The sequence below is a fragment of the Primorskyibacter flagellatus genome, from assembly GCF_048268605.1.
Taxonomy (GTDB): domain Bacteria; phylum Pseudomonadota; class Alphaproteobacteria; order Rhodobacterales; family Rhodobacteraceae; genus Primorskyibacter; species Primorskyibacter flagellatus.
Window position 1 is genome coordinate 23,484 of record NZ_JBLWVF010000014.1, and the last position, 16,918, is coordinate 40,401.

Here is a 16,918-nt window from a genome sequence, read left to right on the forward strand (position 1 = left end):
CGACCCGCGTGGGCCGTACCTGTCGGGAGGCTGATTTGAGGAGGTCGCGCATGACATGTCGACTGACGTCAAGATTGAGCCGAGACACCAAGACCCGCCGATCAGGGCAGGTCGCTTTTTGTTCGAAAATATGGTGGGGTCAGCCGTTTCGCGTTGGTACGGAGCCGCTCTCATCCCCGCATGTGAAACGCAGAGTTAGCTACGCGGCATCTTCAGGACCACGTTGCGGCCGCTTTTCACATAGCGCAGCTCTGCGTCACCAATGGCAGCGACACGCCCGCCATCGATCCGGTCGCCAACCTTGACCTTTTGGTAACGCCCGTTCGATAGCCGGATCAACGCCCGCCGACTGGACGGGGCTCCATAGACACCGATCAGGTTGACCCGGTTCAGATTAAGCTGGTTCTTGACCGTGGCCTCACGCGCTACGCTGGCCGAAGAGGGGATTCTGGGGGCGACCGTGCGCGGCGCGACGGTCGCTGCCGAAGCCGTTCTTGTCACGGGTTCGGGTTGTGGCGTGGCCCGAGCGTTCTTCACGATTGCCGCAAAGTTGCTAGGCCGTCCAACGGGGACCACAGACCGGCCTACCGCTTGGGCAGTGGCGGTGTTCAGCGCGCTTGCTTGCTCTTGCTCCAGGGTTGCAATTGCCTCGAGCTGGGCGACAACGGTTTCGGGACGTTGCTTCGGACGCAGGCCGGACAATTCCGCCAACGAGCGCCCACCCAGCGTTGCCCGCTCTGATTTCTCGATCAGATCGCCGGGCCGGGCGCGGGGTCGTTTGTCAGAAAGAGCCTTAAGCTGCGCATCCTCTTCGGGCGTCGACTGTGCGGCGGTGTCTGGCGTGGCGTTTCTGGTGGGCGGCACCATTGGCGGACGCCCGGAATAGATCAAGATACCGTCGGGGTTCAGCGCACCTTGCGGCGTGGCAATCACAAGGCCACGGTCATCCAGAGTGAACTCCGTTCCCGCTGCCGCAGGCGAGGCGGGGCTGAGCATGGCATAATCGGTGCCGTAGTCGTCAACGGCGGGCAGCGCGACGGCATCGAATTGCTGCACTTTGGTGTCGATCGAAGCGACGTAGATATCGTCCAACGATACTTCGGTGGGCAGGCCGGGTTCCGGCGGGGTGCGTTGCCAAATCCCGGTGTCGGCGTAGGTGGTCTCGGCCTCTTCAGGGGTCAGCGCCTCGGACTGAATAGGTGCCGCAAGCGCCGGCGTCGTATCGGTCCGCAATCCAGGTTGATCCGCCTCGCCGGTCAGATCGGGCGCGAGCGAGGCGGTTTCGAGCTCGGGTTCAGGTTCGGTCTCGGATGGATCGACAGAATCAATGGCCGGCAGGTCCGGCAGTTGCGCCACTGCGGAAGGTGCGGGCGAGGACCGGAAAAACCGTGCAAGACCTTCATCGACGAACACCGCAGCCCAGGCTGCGACTGCTGCAAGAAACAGGATCAACGCCGCCGTCAGCATCAATCCAAGGTAACGGGGCTTGCCACCGATCCTTTCGTTATTTCTACGGGCTCCAAAGATCGTCAGGCGGTCGGCTTCGTCTTCCGTCGGGGTGGGCGCTGTGACCGGATCTTCCGAAGCGGATCTGGATATTTTGACCGTCGGCTCTGCTTGGGCGAGCCGCTGCACCGGCGTCATCTGCGCCGGCTTTCTGTGCAATGGCGGTTGGGCGCTGCTTGTCTTGCGCGGCGTGGATGACGTGCTGGTCTGTTTCTGGCGCGCATTCCTGCGGCTGAAAAAGCCGGCTTTCCCTGCGGGCTTTTCCGGGGCCACCAAGGCAGGATCAGTCGGAGTGGCAGGCTGTCTTGTCAGGCTGGCAATCGGCGCGACGGTGGCGTCATCGGGGACATGCGCAGCAAGGGTGTCGCGTCGCGCGGCGACTTTCTTTGCCATCGACGTGGGGTCCGCCACTGGGTCAATGCGTGGCGCAGCGCGGCCTGCATCGGCGGGGCTGAATCGCGTGCCAGACAATTTCGGGACGGGCGCATCCGGAGCAGGTCTGCTGGCCCGGATGCTGTCGGTGCCGGGGGGGGGGCTGGATGGCCGATTGTCGGTCGCGGACACATGCGGGCCCGGTGCAGCCGCTTGGGGGTCTTGCGCAGGGCGGTTCGCTTTTGTCCTTGGCGCGTCTATCGAGGCGCTATTGCTATGTGTCGCGGGGCGTTCGGGTGTGTCGATCTCGGGAAGTTGCGGGGCAGGCGCGGCTTTGATGTTCGGCGTTGCGGGGGCAGCCGCTTGGCTTGCGCCAGAGTTGCGCGGGCGGTTCCGTGGCTTTAGGGGCGTGTCTGCTGGCCGGTTTGCAGGGCCGCCCGACGTTTCGGGTTTGGTTCGGGACGCGTCGACGCCGAAGGTTTCGGGTGCGGGCGTTCCTGGGCTGGATGGGTCCAAGCGGTCAGCGGCAAGGATGGCTTCATCCATGGGATCGCCTGCCACATTGGCGGCACCATCGGTTGTGGTGCTGACAGCGACGTGATCCTCGGGCGTATCCTCGGATTTCGGCGCTGGCGGAGGCGCGGTTGGCTGGGCGGTGACAAGACGGACAGGCTGCGCGTCGCGGGCAGGTGTCGCGCCGTTGGTGCCGCCGCTTGCAGGGCCAAAAAACACCTCGCCGTGAAACGCCCCGTCAGGTGCGGCGGCGACAAAGCTGACCGGGATGAACTGATGCGATGTTGCGAAATGTTCTGCCTCATCAAGTGTTTCGCGCGCCGCTGCGGCGACCTGGACCGAGCCATCCGAAAGCTCCGCCCAATCGAACACCAGATCGTCAACGGGGTAGGGGGTCTCGCCGTCCAGAGCCGCGCGGATGTCATCATTCAGCTCGTCGGTGCTGCGTGGCCGCGCAGGCAGGGTCAGATACCGGATCTGTTCATTCGGAATCACCAGTTTGACACGCTCGGCATCCGAAGACAGCGCCTGGGCCTTACGGCGGAGCGTTTGCAGCGCCGTATCAAGATCGTCGGAATCGGGCGCGATTTTACCAACACTCAGCCAGCCAGCCATCGTCCGGCGGGCCAGGGTGATTCCTTCAAATGACAGTAACAGCGCATAGTTTGTCTTCATGGCGGGTTTTTATCACTGCTCGGGTGGGTTTGGGAGTCTTTGCTCCGACCTTTTCTATATGGGGGCAACTCTTTGCCGAGACAAGAAAGACAGAGGTTGCAGCGGGCGCGCGCCGTATAGAATATCCGCCGCGAGACACCAATTCTGAAGAGGTAAAGAGAATGCGATTTCTTGCATGGGTGACTACGGCAGTGCTGCTCGCGGGCAGCATGGCGACGGCACAGGAGACTGCGCTACGACAGATCACGGTCACGGGCGAAGGGCGTGTGGCGGCTGCTCCCGATATGGCGACGCTAAGGCTTGGTGCTGCGGCAGAGGCCAAAGAGGCCGGCGAAGCACTGCGCCAAACCTCTGACATCACGCAGCGCATTCTGGATCGGTTGGGCGAGGCGGGAATCGAGGCGCGCGATATCCAGACATCCGGGTTGTCGCTGTCGCCCTTGCGGCAGAACTACCGCGAAGGGACTGCGGAAACTCCGGGCATCGTAGGCTATGCGGCGTCAAATGGCGTGACGGTCAGGTTGCGCGATCTCGACCGGCTGGGCGAGGTGCTGGACGCCGTCGTATCGGACGGGGCGAATACGTTGGACGGGCTGAGCTTTGGTTTGCAGGAGCCGCGTCCTTTGATGGATGAGGCGCGGCAACTTGCAGTGGCCGATGCGCGTGCAAAGGCGGAACTCTATGCCAAGGCCGCGGGTGTCACCCTTGGGGCGGTACAGTCGCTTGTTGAACGCGGGGGAGGATCGCCGGGCCCGTATATGGCGGAAATGTCGATGGCGCGCGGGTCTGTGCCCGTTGCCGCCGGAGAGTTGGACGTCTCGGCCGACGTGCAGATTGTCTATGAGATCGCGGAATAGATCAGCGACCTTCCTCCTGTGCGGTTCCGCGATGTTTTGACTCGCGGGGACATGCATGGGTCCCGTTCTATGTCAGGGGCCCTTGCGGCGTCGATGAACAAAAGATGCCGCGGAACAAGAGGTGCCGGGTCAAGCCCGGCACGGGAATTTCCGACTTTTCCTTTGAACGAACGGGCGCGCGGGCTGTATCCAACCCGCGCGCCCGCGGTTTCAGGCCGTCGCTTTTTCCAAGGCTTGCGACAGATCCGCAATCAGGTCGTCCGCATCTTCGATGCCGATCGAGATACGCACCACATCCAGTCCGGCACCTGCGGCCGTCAGCTGCTCATCGGACAGTTGCCGATGGGTCGTCGAGGCAGCGTGGATCACCAGGCTTCGCGTATCGCCCAGGTTGGCGACGTGGCTGAAGATCTCCAGACTGTCGACAAATTTGATGCAGGCGTCATAACCGCCCTTCAACTGGATCGTGAACAACCCGCCCGCACCCTTGGGACAGATCCGCTCCACCCGGTCGTGATAGGGCGAGGATTTCAGACCTGCATAGGTAACGCTTTCCACGCTGTCCTGAGTCTCTAGCCAGCCGGCGACCTTTTCGGCATTCTCGACATGGCGCTCCATGCGCAGAGACAGCGTTTCGATCCCCATCAGCGTGTAATGCGCGGCCTGAGGGTTAAGCGTCATGCCCAGATCGCGCAGGCCGATGGCTATGCCGTGGAAGGTGAACGCCAGCGGCCCGAAGGTTTCGTGGAATTTCAGGCCGTGATAGGCTGGTTCCGGATCGGAGAGCGACGGAAATTTGCCCGATGCGGACCAGTCGAACTTGCCCGAATCGACGATGCAGCCGCCGGTGACGGTGCCGTTTCCGGTCAGGTACTTTGTCATCGAATGCACGACCAAAGTGGCACCGTGTTCGATCGGGCGGCACAGGTAGGGCGTTGCCGAGGTGTTATCGACGATCAGTGGCAAACCCGCCGCATTGCTGATCTTGGCGATGGCATCCAGATCGGTGATGTAGCCGCCGGGATTGGCAATGGATTCGCAGAAAATGGCACGGGTATCGTCGTCAATTGCTGCGGAGACGGCATCAAGATCGTCGAAATCCACGAATTTTGCTGACCAGCCGAAACGCTTGATCGTTTGGCTGAACTGAGTAATCGAACCGCCGTAAAGACGCGTGGAGACCACGACATTCAGGCCCGGTCCCATCAGCGGGAACAACGCCATGATCTGTGCGGCATGACCCGAGGAGCAGCACACCGCGCCTGCGCCGCCTTCCAGGGTCGCGACCCGCTCTTGTAGCGCGGCGACGGTCGGGTTGGTCAGGCGGGAATAGATATAGCCCACTTCCTGCAGGTTGAAGAGCGCCGCCGCGTGATCTGCGTCACGGAACACATAGGCCGTGGTCTGGTAGATCGGCACCTGCCGCGCACCAGTGGCCGGGTCGGGCCGCGCACCCGCATGAATTTGCAGAGTTTCGAAGCCGTAATTCGGGGCATCTGTCATTGAGCTGTTCTCCCTCGTTGAATTGTCCTCGAAATGCCTAAGGTATCCACCGAGCGCACACAATATCTGTGAGCACCAAGAGCCGACTGCCTGGATCGGCTCCGGGACGCGCGGTGAACCCCGGGGGTCTATTGCGTGTGACCGGCGACACCTGCACCTGTCAGATTCTTGCCATGGTTTTGTTTAAACTTGCGCGGACATTGCGGCTGGATTCGGGGTTGTTTCGTTGACGGGCTGCTGACCCCAGACATACTGTCTCTGTATGTTGATTCGGAGATCCTGTCATGGAAATCAATGAAGAAGCGGTTACGTCCCCAACAGACGGTTCAGACGTTGCCAACAAACGCAAACGTCGGCTGAAGCGGATCGCTCAGGCCACCAAAGTTTCATTCAGCCTGGAACCCGAGGTGCGTCAACTTTTTGCCGATGAAGCCAAGAAACAAGGCGTGGATCTTGGCCATCTGATGCAAAAGGTCTTGGAGAACCATGTGCTTGAGAACGCAGAGCCGGGGAATGCACTGGCAGAGCGGTTGCGCGCGAAGCGCGCCGTCATCGACCATACTGTGGAATTGGCGCGCATGATCGACGCAGCGGGCCAGTTTGACGAGCACTTCATCCTGACGGTTATGCGTTCGGCAAGTCAGGACGCTGCATATGCGGAGCTTTATAATATCGCCATTGGCGCAGATGCAGATGGCAAATCCGCCCGCGCGCAAGCGCCGCTGAACCAGCAATTGGGGCGACTCATCAAGAAGGCAGTCGGCGCACGAGGCAAGAAGTCCGAGACTGGTCGGGTCGTTCGCGCCCAGATCGCGGGCGAGGTGATCTCGACCTACACGTTGCTGGAAAAAGCTGCATAGCGGTCAAAAGTAACAATAATTCAAAGGGCGTCCGGAGATGCCCTTTCGCCCAGCCGGGTCTGTCGGGAGCGGACAAATATGGCTGTCTGACAATCGAACTTGCGGCTCCTATCTGGTGATGAACGCCGACACATTGGGCGCATCAGATCAGCATGGTAGATCGACCAGGGCAATGCCCGGCCGGGTCAGCGGGTCAGCGGGTCAGCGCATCCAGAAACCTTCGCGCTTGATCTGATTGCGGATCATTTGTTCGCGGGCCGGCAGGTTGTTCTGGTCAAACAGCGCACGAACCTTCCGGCCGCGCCCTTGATAGACGATGCGCTTGATGGGCTCGTATTGCTTGAGAACCTTTTTCAGGCGATTGGGGGCGCATATCCGCTCCAACACCTCGATCACGCGGTCGGATTCGCGGGCGTAAAGCAGCGGCAGGACGCGATAATGGCAGGACACCTCACCATCCAGATACCCCTCTGGCAGACTGTCGCGACCGCCCCCCAGCGAATGAATGACCAGCGGCAACGCGATCTGATCCAGCCACGGATCAAAGGACTGGCAAACCAGTGGCGCGGGCGGCGCGTCGCGGATCTCCAGCGCGTAGTCCAGAAAACGCTGCCCGAAGACACGCGGGCAGCGATAATAGAAAAAACCGGCGTTGAAGTAGAGGTAGCGCCGCCAGTATTCATCCGGCTGGCTGCGGTCCAGAGAGCTTTCGAAATCCAACCCGAACCGGTCGTAAAGCGCGCGCCAGATCTCGGTATAGCCCGGACCGTACAGCTCTATCTTCGGCCACGTCCCTTCACGGCGCAAAGACGCGCCTGGACGGTCGAAATCGAATGGCACGGAGCCCGGATCGCCGTGGATCAGCGTATCCGTGTCGAAAAACACAAACGGCTCACCTTCTGGCAGCACCGACAGCGCCTCGATCTTGTTGCCGTAAGGATAGTCCCGGCCAAAATGCAGGCTCTCAAAAGGGCGTATCTCTGCCCCCATCTCTTCCAGCAGATCGCGGACTTCGGATTGTTTGATCCTCGGATCATTCGGCCAAAGCGGGCCGGGCTGCGGCTCTGCGACAATCAACCTGTGGGGCAGGGTGTTCGGGCCGTCCAGCAGCGAAGCCGCAAAGAGCAGCGACTCGTATTGCAACCGCCCGGATTGACCGACGATCAGAATATTGACGGTCTGATCCTGCCCCTCGCGCGTGGCCATGTTCGGGCGTCCGTTCGCTCTGTGCTTTTTAGGTTTTGCCGGCACTATAGGGTGTATTCCCTGCGGTGCAACGTGGACGGATTTTGCTCAGATCATTCAGGTCGGGGTTGTCCGAGTGATGTCAGATCTCGATCGCTTTCAGAACTTGCGGCTCGATCACCTTGGCATCGGGCAGCGCCTCTACCAGCACCTCGGCGCTTTGCTCCAATATGGGGAAGGTGCGGTAGTGACAGGGGATCACTGTCTTGAAGTCGAAAAACGTCTTTGCCGCATAGGCGGCGCGCTTCATGTCCATGGTGAAATGTCCGCCCGCTGACAGAATGCCGATGTCGGGCTGGTGCAGGTCGTTGAAGATTTTCATATCCGCCATCACATCCGTGTCACCGGAGGCATAGATCGTGTGGCCCTCGCCTTCGATCATGAAACCGCATTCGGTGCCCGCCACGCGCAGCCCATCCTCCGTTCCAAAGGTCGAGGAATGCACGGCATGGACCATCGTCACCTTCACGCCGCCCAGATCGACAGTTCCGCCCTTGTTGAAGCCGACGGTCTCGACGCCTTCCTTTTCGGCCCAGTGGTTCATCAGATCAAATTGCCCCACGACCGGCACGCCCAGTTTGCGCGATAAGGGCAGGACATCCGTGACGTGATCGAAATGCCCGTGGGTCAGCAGAATATGCGTGGCACCTTCTGTGGCCGCGTCGTGCTGATCCTCGCTCAGCATCGGATTGCCGGTCAGCCACGGATCCAGCAGCAGCGTCAGCCCGCCGATCTCGAAGCGAAAAGACCCGTGCCCAAGCCATATGATCTTCATGTGTTCTCTCCAGTTTTGCCGCGTTTCCCGAACCCTAACACGGTTCGTGCGGGGGTCCAGCCGTCCGGTATACCGCTTGATTTTTTCAAGGCACGTCCCGAAAGAACAGGCGGCGCGGACGGGCAGGATGACTAAATGCATGGGACATATGCGGCATCTGCTTGCAGGGCGTCCATGTGGGCGGTAAATGCAGGCCTGACCTGTAACCGGGAGGCTTTCCATGTCGATTGACCTTGAGACCGCCGCGCGTGTGGCCAAACTGGCGCGCATCAAAGTGGAAGACGACGCGCTGCCCGCACTGGCGGGCGAGTTCAACACCATCCTCGGCTTCATCGAGCAGCTGAACGAGGTGGATGTGGACGGCGTAGAGCCGATGGTTTCCGTCACCCCGATGCGTTTGGCGCGACGTCAGGATGGCGTGACCGATGGCAACCAGCAGGACAAGGTTCTGGCAAACGCGCCCGATGCGCGCGAAGGCTTCTTTGCGGTGCCGAAGGTGGTGGAATAATGAACGATCTGACAAAACTGACGGTTGCCGAGGCCCGCGACGCGATGCGCGCAGGCGATGTGACCAGCGTTGAACTGACCCAGGCCTGCATCACGGCCATCGAGGGGGCCGATGCGCTTGGCGCGTTTGTGCACAAAACGCCCGAACTGGCGCTGGAACAGGCCGGTGCGGCGGATGCACGGATCAAGGCGGGGGATGCGCCCGATATGTGCGGCATCCCGATGGGGATCAAGGATCTTTTCTGCACAAAAGGCGTGGCAAGTCAGGCCGGCAGCCGCATCCTTGAAGGCTTCAAGCCGGAATACGAATCTACCGTGTCGGGCCAGCTCTTCGATGCGGGCGCGGTCATGCTGGGCAAACTGAACATGGACGAATTCGCCATGGGCAGCAGCAACGAAACCTCGTGCTATGGCAATGCCGTGAACCCATGGCGGCGCGGCAATGACGACACGGCGCTGACGCCGGGCGGCTCTTCGGGCGGCTCTGCAAGCGCTGTTGCGGCGGATCTGTGTCTGGCGGCGACGGGTACGGATACTGGCGGCTCGATCCGTCAGCCAGCGGCCTTTACCGGCACTGTCGGGATCAAGCCGACCTACGGGCGCTGCTCTCGCTGGGGGATCGTGGCGTTTGCGTCCTCGCTGGATCAGGCGGGGCCGATGACCAAATCGGTGCGTGATGCGGCGATTGTACTAGGCACGATGGCTGGGCACGACCCCAAGGACAGCACCTCTGCCGATCTGCAAGTGCCGGATTTCGAGGCGATGCTGACCGGTGACATCAAGGGCAAGAAGATCGGCATTCCGGCGGAATACCGGATGGAGGGCATGCCGTCAGAGATTGAAAAGCTGTGGGCCGATGGCGCTGACATGCTGCGCGATGCGGGGGCGGAAATCCTTGATATTTCGCTGCCGCATACGAAATACGCGCTGCCCGCCTATTATGTGATCGCCCCGGCCGAGGCATCCTCGAATCTCGCGCGGTATGACGGGGTGCGTTACGGCCACCGCGCGACGCTGGCGCAGGGAGACGGCATTACCGAGATGTACGAGAAAACGCGTGCAGAAGGGTTCGGCCCAGAGGTGCAGCGCCGGGTCATGGTCGGCACCTATGTGCTGTCGGCGGGCTTCTACGACGCCTATTACAACCGCGCCCGCAAGGTCCGTACGCTGATCAAGAAGGATTTCGAGGATGTCTTTGCCGCCGGGATCGACGCGATCCTGACGCCGGCCACGCCGTCCGCGGCCTTTGGTCTGGGTGAGATGGCCGAGGCCGATCCGGTGCAGATGTATCTTAACGATGTGTTCACCGTGACCGTGAACCTTGCCGGACTGCCGGGGATCTCGGTGCCGACGGGGCAGGACAAGCAGGGGTTGCCGATGGGGCTGCAACTGATTGGCCGTCCGTGGGAGGAGGGCGATCTGCTTAATACCGCCTACGCGCTGGAGGCTGCGGCAGGATTTATGGCAAAACCCGGAAAATGGTGGTAGACGCAGGAACCCGGTGAACCGATGACAGGATACAAAATGCGGCTTTTACTTAGTGGTCTGGCGCTGGTTGTGCTTGGCGCTTGCCAGCCTGGGATTCCAGATAGCGGCGCGGGAGCCGGTTTTGAAAATTACGAAGATCGCGCCCGACGCGATGTCGCCTTGGAGGGAAGTTCCATCCCGCCGGTCTCGGCCGTCAGTCAGGGGCCGATCACCGACGGCGCGCCAGATCCGATAGACGCCGCCCGAGCGGCCCTGTCCGATGATGCCGAACAAAATTCCGGCGTGGCGCCGATCAACGCGTCGCCCACCAACGCAGCGCCCCAGGTTGTGTCGAACGCGGCGGGCATTTCCGACGAGAACGACTTCAATGCCGTGTCGGGCGAGCGCAGCATTGAAAGTGACGCAGCCCTCATCGCACGCAACCGCGCGCAATACGAGGTCGTGCAGCCCACCGCGCTGCCGACGCGCAGCGGGTCCAGCGGGCCCAATATTGTCGAATACGCGCTGCGGACGTCCAACCCCAAGGGGACGCCGATCTTCAGCCGGTCTGGCTTTAACGCCCAATCGAAGTTCCAGCGCAACTGTGCGCGGTTTGATTCGGCAGATCTGGCGCAAGAGGATTTCCTCGCCAACGGCGGCCCGCAGAAGGACCGCAAGGGACTTGACCCTGATGGCGACGGCTATGCCTGCGCCTGGGACCCCGCACCGTTCCGCACGGTGCGCGCGGTCAACTGAACCCGCTGTTGCATCCTTCGCCCAATTTCGGGCCGCGGCGCGATGGTGCCCGGCCGGATATGGTGGTGATTCACTATACCGCGATGACCAGCGCCCAAGAGGCGCGGGACTGGTTGTGCAATCCGCAGGCCGAGGTTTCTGCGCATTATGTGATTTCGCGGTGCGGCACGGTCTGGCAACTGGTGGATGAAGAGATGCGCGCCTGGCATGCCGGGGCAGGGGCCTGGGGCTGCGTGTCGGATGTGAATTCCCGCTCTGTCGGCATAGAGCTTGCCAATACCGGCGCAGAGCCTTTCCCAGAGCCGCAGATGGCCGCGCTGGAGGATTTGCTGCGTGGCATCACGGCGCGCTGGCAGGTGCCGCCAGAGCGCGTCATCGGCCATTCCGACCTTGCCCCCGGCCGCAAGATAGATCCCGGTCCGCGCTTTGACTGGCGGCGGCTGGCGCTGCGGGGCTTCGCAGTTTGGCCGGATAGCGATTTGGATGCTGAGGGCGACGACACCCCGGCCGAGCTTGACGATCTGGGCAAGACGCTTGAAGCAATCGGCTATACGTCCGACGCGGATATGACGACGAAGCTGGCCGCGTTTCGGCTGCGCTATCGTCCTGCCGCCACGGGGCCCGCGTCGCGGGCCGACAGCGCGCTGGCTTTGAAACTCGCGCGTGACTATCCCGTTGACCCGGTGCCACGCAACGCCTAACAGATCGCTTGCGCGGAGGGTCGGATGGCCGCGGGGCAGCAATGTTCCGAGGAAAGTCCGGACTCCCTGAGGCAACGGTGCCGGGTAACGCCCGGGCAGGGCAACCTGACGGAAAGCGCCACAGAAAACAGACCGCCTGTCATACCGGAGGTACGCCAAAGGAGATTATGACGGGTAAGGGTGAAACGGTGCGGTAAGAGCGCACCGGGGGCGTGGCAACACGCGCCGCATGGCAAGCCCCACCGGGAGCAATGCCGAATAGGGACCTCGGGCGGGGTGATCGGGCAACCGACATCACCGCAGGGCTGCTTCAGCCCAGAGGTCCGGGTTGGCAGCTAAAGGCGTCTGGCAACAGGCGCCGTAGAGGAATGGTCATCGAACCCAGGGTTTCGGCCCCGGGGGAACAGAATCCGGCTTACAGGCCCTCCGCGCAAATTTGACCACGAAACCATCCACCGCTGCCCCAAGGCCATGTGTCGTTCTTGCCGGTGACAGGGCCGCCTTGGGGCCGCCTTGTTCTGGCCAATCGCGCTGTTCTCGTATGGCCACCCCGGCCACAGGAATGGGCCGTGTGGATCACATCTCGATGATGGGGGCCACTTCGACGGTGCCGCCATCCTTCAGCATCGGGCAGCCCTTGGCCATCTCGCAGGCCGCCTCCGGGCTGTCGGCCGTGACAATGGTGTAGCCCGAAAGCGGGTTCGACCCTCCATTGTCGTCAACACTGCCCGAGGACACTGTCATGGACATGCCCACCGGATTTCCGGGATCGGCCACCGCATCGCCCATGTCCTTGTACCACTCTTCCCAGGCGGCCATCGCGGCCGCACCTTCTTCTTCCGTCTCGGGCATTTTGCCACCGTGATATGCAAAGATGAAGTTTGGCATGAAATTTCCTTCCTTTATGTAAAAGGCCCGAGGGCCGGGATGGGTGCTTTGCAGGGCCTGTGCCACCGGCACCCGACAAGCCGCGCCGAGGGCGGGTTCCAGCCATTCGTGGGGTAGCACAAGCCGTGTGCGATCTTCGTCCAGCGCGTCCAGCGAGATCATAGCATGGTTTTAGGTGCCGTGCGCGTGGTTCCGTTCATGCCAACCGCCAAGCAAGGGGCACAAGCGCAGGTCCAGAAACATTCGCCAGGTCGGACCTTTCAGCGGCTCCCTTCGAACCAATGGCTGACGCAAACGCTAAGTCGGACAACTAAACTGGTCGCGTGGCGCGCAGTTTTGGATCAACTAACAGGAAAACAGGGTTTTTTCGATGAGATACCCGGCTAACTGGTTGACTCGGGCGCGTGTCGCAGTAAAAGGCGGCTTCTAGGATATTCACGGGACGCATCCGCGCCCGGTGCAGGAGACGACCCATGGCGAAGCCTACCACAATCAAAATCCGCCTGAACTCGACCGCAGGCACGGGCCACTTCTATGTGACCAAGAAAAATGCGCGTACGATGACCGAAAAAATGGCCGTTCGTAAGTACGACCCGGTTGTGCGCAAGCATGTCGAGTACAAGGAAGGCAAGATCAAGTAAGATCTTGCACCCGCTGCCCGGTTCGGGTGGCAGCTACGGCCAAGACCGCGCAGCCCCCAAGGCTGGCGCGGTTTTTTCGTTCCGGACGAGGGTGAGTAGGCGTTGGGCCTGTCTGAGCTTGAATGCGTCTCAACGTCCAAGAGATCGCACTGCGATCTAGCGAGAGTGCTGGTTTACGCTGTCATATCGGACGAAAAACCCCGCCGGACGATGGGTCCGGCGGGGTCATGTCTGTCAGTCTTGAAGAGATGGGTTATTCGCGATTGCCCATCAACTGCAACAGGAACATGAACATGTTGATGAAGTCGAGATATAGGCTCAGTGCGCCCATGATGGCCGCCTTGCCAAGCCACTCGCTGTCACCACCCTGGGCATGCGCCAGATAGGTGTTCTTGATGTTCTGCGTGTCGTAAGCCGTCAGGCCTGCGAAGATCAGCACACCCAGCACCGATACGGCGAAAGCGATTGCCGAGGATGCCAGAAAGATATTGACGATCGAGGCGACGATCAGGCCGATCACGCCCATGATCAGGAACGACCCCCAGCCCGAGATGTCCTTCTTGGTGGTGTAGCCCCAAAGGCTAAGCCCCGCGAAGGAAATCGCGGTCACAAGGAACACCTGAATGATCGAGTAGCCGGTGAACACAAGGAAGATCGAGCTGAGCGAAAGACCCATCAGCGCCGCGAATGCGTAAAAGACAAGCTGCACGCCCGCTGCGGAGAGACGTTTCATCGCCGCACCGATGCCGAAGAAAATAAACGCCAGCGGGGCGAACATGATCACCCATTTCAGCGGGGATGCATAGACTGCCTGCCCAAGACCCGTGAGAAACTTGTCCGTGCCGATCTGGATGCCCGTCACGCTGGGATCCGTGGTCACAGCAAGGCCTGCAATCGCCCAAGCGGCGAGGAAGGTGATGAACATGCCGACGGACATCGTGCCGTAGACCTTGTTCATATGGGCGCGAAGACCCTCGTCAATCTGGGCTGTGCGAGCGCCTGCCGCACCTGTCCGGATTGTGTTGTATTCAGCCATTGAAGCCTCCGAATGAAGAACAGGGCGACCGAAGACACTCTCCGGCCATTGCCGTTAATATCGGAGCAGAAGCAACTTTTTTCAAGGCCAATGAGACGCTTTGCCCAATATCGGTCAGCAAAGAGGTTAACCCAACAGCGCCAGTGCCGCGGCGTGAATTTCCGGATTGGCGGCCGCCAGCGCGCAACCGCCATTATGGGCAGGGTTGCCTTGCCAGTCGGTGACAATGCCGCCTGCGGCTTCGATCACGGCGATCGGTGCCTGAATGTCATAGGGGTTCAGCCCGGCCTCGATCACCAGATCCACCTGGCCGGCGGCGACCAGCGCATAGGCATAGCAATCCATGCCGTAGCGCGTCAGCCGGGCGGTGGAGGCCACCCGCTGGAACGCCCCGCGTTCCGCATCAGTGCCAATCTCGGGAAATGTGGTGAAAACGATGGCTTCGGACAGGTCACGGGCGGCGCGGCAGGCCAGACGGCGTGTGCCCTGTGGCCCGATGCATTCCGCCGCGCCGAACCCGCCATGAAACCTTTCGCCGATATAGGGCTGGTCGATGACGCCCAGGATCGGGCCGGTTTCGTCTGCCAGAGCGATCAGAACGCCCCAGGTGGGGGTGCCCGACAGAAACCCGCGTGTGCCGTCAATAGGATCTAGCACCCATGTCAGGCCGGACGTGCCGGGCATCTCGCCGAATTCTTCGCCCAGAACGGCATCGTCTGGCCGCATCTTGGACAGCACATCGCGCATTGCATCCTCGGCCGCCTGATCAGCGATGGTCACAGGGTCGAAACCTGCGGCAAGTTTGTTGTCGGCGCTCAGTGATGCGCTGCGGAAATGCGGCAGAATCGCGGAACGGGCGGCATCCGCCAACGCGAAAGCCACCCGTCTGAATTCTTGTATCGCTTCGTCGGAATATCCGGCCATGGTCCCTCCGGCAGATGTGATCCGCCTTTAGCTACCTCAGCCCGGTCGATGGCTCAAGCGACGTCGGACAGAACCCGCGCCAACTCGAACAAGCGACGGCGTTGGTTTTCCGGGATCGCGTAGTAGCTGCGTACCAGATCCAAAGCCTCCTTGTCGCCGAGGATGTCGGCAGGTGCGGACTCGTTCGACTCGGTTTCGGTGGTTTCCAGCCCTTCGAAGAAAAAGCTGACTGGAACCTCAAGCGCATCGGCGATGTCCCAAAGCCGGGAGGCACTGACCCGGTTGGCACCGGTTTCATATTTCTGGATTTGCTGGAATTTGATTCCCACACGTTCGGCAAGCTGCTGCTGCGTCATGCCGACAAGCCAGCGGCGGTGTCGGATACGCTTGCCAACATGAACATCTACAGGGTGCGTCATACGATTTTCCTTCGTCACTATTACCAATGTCACAACATATTGAGAGAAGCCGCGAAACGGCTCTTTCTATTGCAACAGCCGCGCACCCCTACAGCATGTCATTACTTATCTTCGAAAATGTTAAGTAGCAAGGCATTTTGATCCATCACAGGTATAACAGGTTAATCTTACGCAATCTAGACTTGCGTGACGTAAAGTCATCTTTTGGATTCATGTAGGCAGCACAACAGTTTGACAAATTAAGTATTTTTGTCGCGTAATTGCCCCAACAAAGGAGTTTGCATGCTTGGATATCAGGTTACATCACATCAAACGCCCGCCCAGATGGCAGATCTGCCCCTGCCAGAGCCGGGGCCGAGCGAGATTCGGGTCAGGATTGCGGCTTGCGGGCTGAATTTTGCAGACCTTCTGATGCAGAAGGGGACTTATCAGGACACGCCCGCGCTGCCCTTCGTGCCAGGAATGGAGGTCGCGGGCGAGGTGGATGCCGTGGGCGCGGGGGTGGACGGGTTCCAGCCGGGCACCCGCGTCGCGGTATTTGGCGGTCATGGCGGGCTGGCTGAATACGGCTGCTTCCCGGCTGCCCGTGCGGTGAATTTGCCCGACGCTATGCCATTTGCCGAAGCTGCGGCCTTTCAGATTGCCTATGGCACAAGCCATGTTGCGCTGTCGCACCGGGCGCGTCTGCAAGCGGGGGAGACACTGCTGGTGCTGGGCGCTGCCGGCGGCGTTGGCCTGACGGCGGTTGAGATCGGCAAGCTGATGGGGGCCAAGGTCATTGCCTGCGCGCGCGGAGCCGACAAGTTGCAGATCGCCCGCGATATGGGGACTGATCACCTGATCGACACCGAAACGGCGGATCTGCGCGCCGAGGTCAAGGCGCTTGGCGGTGCGGATGTGGTCTATGATCCGGTCGGCGGGGATCTGTTCAAGGCCGCCTTCAGGGCCTGCAACCCCGAGGCGCGGATCCTGCCCATCGGCTTTGCCAGCGGCGATGTTCCCCAGATCCCGGCCAATCATCTGCTGGTCAAGAATATTTCGGTGATGGGGCTCTATTGGGGAGGGTATATGGCATTCCGCCCCGAGGTGATCACCGACAGTCTGGCGGAACTGCTGCGCTGGTATGAGGAGGGGCGCATTCATCCGCATGTCAGCCATTTGCTGCCACTTTCCAGCGCGGCTGAGGGAATGGATCTGCTGCGCTACAGGCGCTCCACCGGAAAGGTCGTGATCGAGATCGGATAGGTCGCGGGGCCTTCCCACATCGGCTGGA

The 16,918-nt window shown here is 61.1% G+C and carries 16 protein-coding genes and 1 other RNA gene; 9 read left to right on the forward strand and 8 right to left on the reverse strand.

Annotated features, from left to right (window positions below):
- Positions 1–195: 195 nt before the first annotated feature.
- Positions 196–3,006 carry a hypothetical protein gene (locus ACN0WV_RS14340; RefSeq protein WP_417606698.1) on the reverse strand — a complete coding sequence of 937 codons (2,811 nt, stop codon included), beginning with the start codon at positions 3,004–3,006 and terminating at the stop codon, positions 196–198.
- A 239-nt stretch (positions 3,007–3,245) separates the two neighbouring features.
- On the opposite strand from ACN0WV_RS14340, the gene ACN0WV_RS14345 reads away from it, so the two are divergent.
- Entirely contained in the window at positions 3,246–3,923 is a 678-nt protein-coding gene (locus tag ACN0WV_RS14345) for an SIMPL domain-containing protein (protein ID WP_417606700.1), read from the forward strand.
- Between the two features lie 210 nt (positions 3,924–4,133).
- Here the strand turns inward: ACN0WV_RS14345 and ACN0WV_RS14350 are convergent, their stop codons facing one another.
- Complete coding sequence (locus tag ACN0WV_RS14350) at positions 4,134–5,426, reverse strand: O-acetylhomoserine aminocarboxypropyltransferase/cysteine synthase family protein (protein WP_084353554.1); 1,293 nt, start codon at positions 5,424–5,426, stop codon at positions 4,134–4,136.
- 284 nt (positions 5,427–5,710) lie between these two features.
- Here ACN0WV_RS14350 and ACN0WV_RS14355 point away from each other — a divergent pair, with 284 nt between their 5' ends.
- Positions 5,711–6,286 carry a hypothetical protein gene (locus ACN0WV_RS14355; RefSeq protein ID WP_417606702.1) on the forward strand — a complete coding sequence of 192 codons (576 nt, stop codon included), beginning with the start codon at positions 5,711–5,713 and terminating at the stop codon, positions 6,284–6,286.
- Positions 6,287–6,487: 201 nt separating this feature from the next.
- Here the strand turns inward: ACN0WV_RS14355 and ACN0WV_RS14360 are convergent, their stop codons facing one another.
- Both ACN0WV_RS14360 and ACN0WV_RS14365 read right to left on the reverse strand, forming a co-directional pair.
- A complete protein-coding gene (locus tag ACN0WV_RS14360) occupies positions 6,488–7,492 on the reverse strand; it encodes a hypothetical protein (protein ID WP_417606704.1) in 1,005 nt (334 codons plus the stop codon).
- Between the two features lie 121 nt (positions 7,493–7,613).
- The gene (locus tag ACN0WV_RS14365) at positions 7,614–8,306 is read right to left on the reverse strand and encodes a metal-dependent hydrolase (protein ID WP_417606706.1); all 693 of its coding nucleotides are present in this window, start codon (positions 8,304–8,306) and stop codon (positions 7,614–7,616) included.
- A gap of 220 nt (positions 8,307–8,526) precedes the next feature.
- Between ACN0WV_RS14365 and gatC the strand changes: the two genes are divergently transcribed.
- The 5 genes from gatC (at position 8,527) to rnpB (ending at position 12,171) form a co-directional block, all read left to right on the forward strand.
- A complete protein-coding gene (gene gatC, locus ACN0WV_RS14370; protein WP_417606708.1) occupies positions 8,527–8,814 on the forward strand; it encodes an Asp-tRNA(Asn)/Glu-tRNA(Gln) amidotransferase subunit GatC in 288 nt (95 codons plus the stop codon).
- Positions 8,814–10,301 (forward strand): Asp-tRNA(Asn)/Glu-tRNA(Gln) amidotransferase subunit GatA, encoded by a 1,488-nt coding sequence (gatA, locus tag ACN0WV_RS14375; RefSeq protein ID WP_417606710.1) that lies wholly within the window; start codon positions 8,814–8,816, stop codon positions 10,299–10,301. The genes gatC and gatA overlap by 1 nt, the downstream gene beginning before the upstream one ends.
- A 36-nt stretch (positions 10,302–10,337) precedes the next feature.
- Positions 10,338–11,036 carry a hypothetical protein gene (locus tag ACN0WV_RS14380; RefSeq protein ID WP_417606712.1) on the forward strand — a complete coding sequence of 233 codons (699 nt, stop codon included), beginning with the start codon at positions 10,338–10,340 and terminating at the stop codon, positions 11,034–11,036.
- Positions 10,994–11,737, forward strand: a complete 744-nt coding sequence (locus tag ACN0WV_RS14385) for an N-acetylmuramoyl-L-alanine amidase (protein ID WP_471869401.1) — start codon at positions 10,994–10,996, stop codon at positions 11,735–11,737. The genes ACN0WV_RS14380 and ACN0WV_RS14385 overlap by 43 nt, the downstream gene beginning before the upstream one ends.
- A 12-nt stretch (positions 11,738–11,749) precedes the next feature.
- An RNA gene (gene rnpB, locus ACN0WV_RS14390) (RNase P RNA component class A) lies at positions 11,750–12,171 on the forward strand.
- A gap of 142 nt (positions 12,172–12,313) precedes the next feature.
- Here rnpB and ACN0WV_RS14395 read toward each other — a convergent pair.
- Positions 12,314–12,625 carry a YciI family protein gene (locus tag ACN0WV_RS14395; RefSeq protein WP_417606790.1) on the reverse strand — a complete coding sequence of 104 codons (312 nt, stop codon included), beginning with the start codon at positions 12,623–12,625 and terminating at the stop codon, positions 12,314–12,316.
- Between the two features lie 473 nt (positions 12,626–13,098).
- Here ACN0WV_RS14395 and rpmG point away from each other — a divergent pair, with 473 nt between their 5' ends.
- Positions 13,099–13,266 carry a 50S ribosomal protein L33 gene (rpmG, locus tag ACN0WV_RS14400; RefSeq protein ID WP_084353547.1) on the forward strand — a complete coding sequence of 56 codons (168 nt, stop codon included), beginning with the start codon at positions 13,099–13,101 and terminating at the stop codon, positions 13,264–13,266.
- A 253-nt stretch (positions 13,267–13,519) separates the two neighbouring features.
- Here the strand turns inward: rpmG and ACN0WV_RS14405 are convergent, their stop codons facing one another.
- The 3 genes from ACN0WV_RS14405 to ACN0WV_RS14415 form a co-directional block, all read right to left on the reverse strand.
- Complete coding sequence (locus ACN0WV_RS14405) at positions 13,520–14,302, reverse strand: Bax inhibitor-1/YccA family protein (RefSeq protein WP_084353546.1); 783 nt, start codon at positions 14,300–14,302, stop codon at positions 13,520–13,522.
- A 126-nt stretch (positions 14,303–14,428) separates the two neighbouring features.
- Positions 14,429–15,226, reverse strand: a complete 798-nt coding sequence (gene hisN, locus ACN0WV_RS14410; protein ID WP_417606716.1) for a histidinol-phosphatase — start codon at positions 15,224–15,226, stop codon at positions 14,429–14,431.
- Between the two features lie 53 nt (positions 15,227–15,279).
- Positions 15,280–15,645: a helix-turn-helix domain-containing protein gene (locus tag ACN0WV_RS14415; RefSeq protein WP_417606718.1), complete on the reverse strand. Its 366-nt coding sequence runs from the start codon at positions 15,643–15,645 to the stop codon at positions 15,280–15,282.
- A 282-nt stretch (positions 15,646–15,927) separates the two neighbouring features.
- Between ACN0WV_RS14415 and ACN0WV_RS14420 the strand changes: the two genes are divergently transcribed.
- Positions 15,928–16,890: an NADPH:quinone oxidoreductase family protein gene (locus ACN0WV_RS14420; protein WP_417606720.1), complete on the forward strand. Its 963-nt coding sequence runs from the start codon at positions 15,928–15,930 to the stop codon at positions 16,888–16,890.
- The last annotated feature ends 28 nt before the right edge of the window (positions 16,891–16,918 follow it).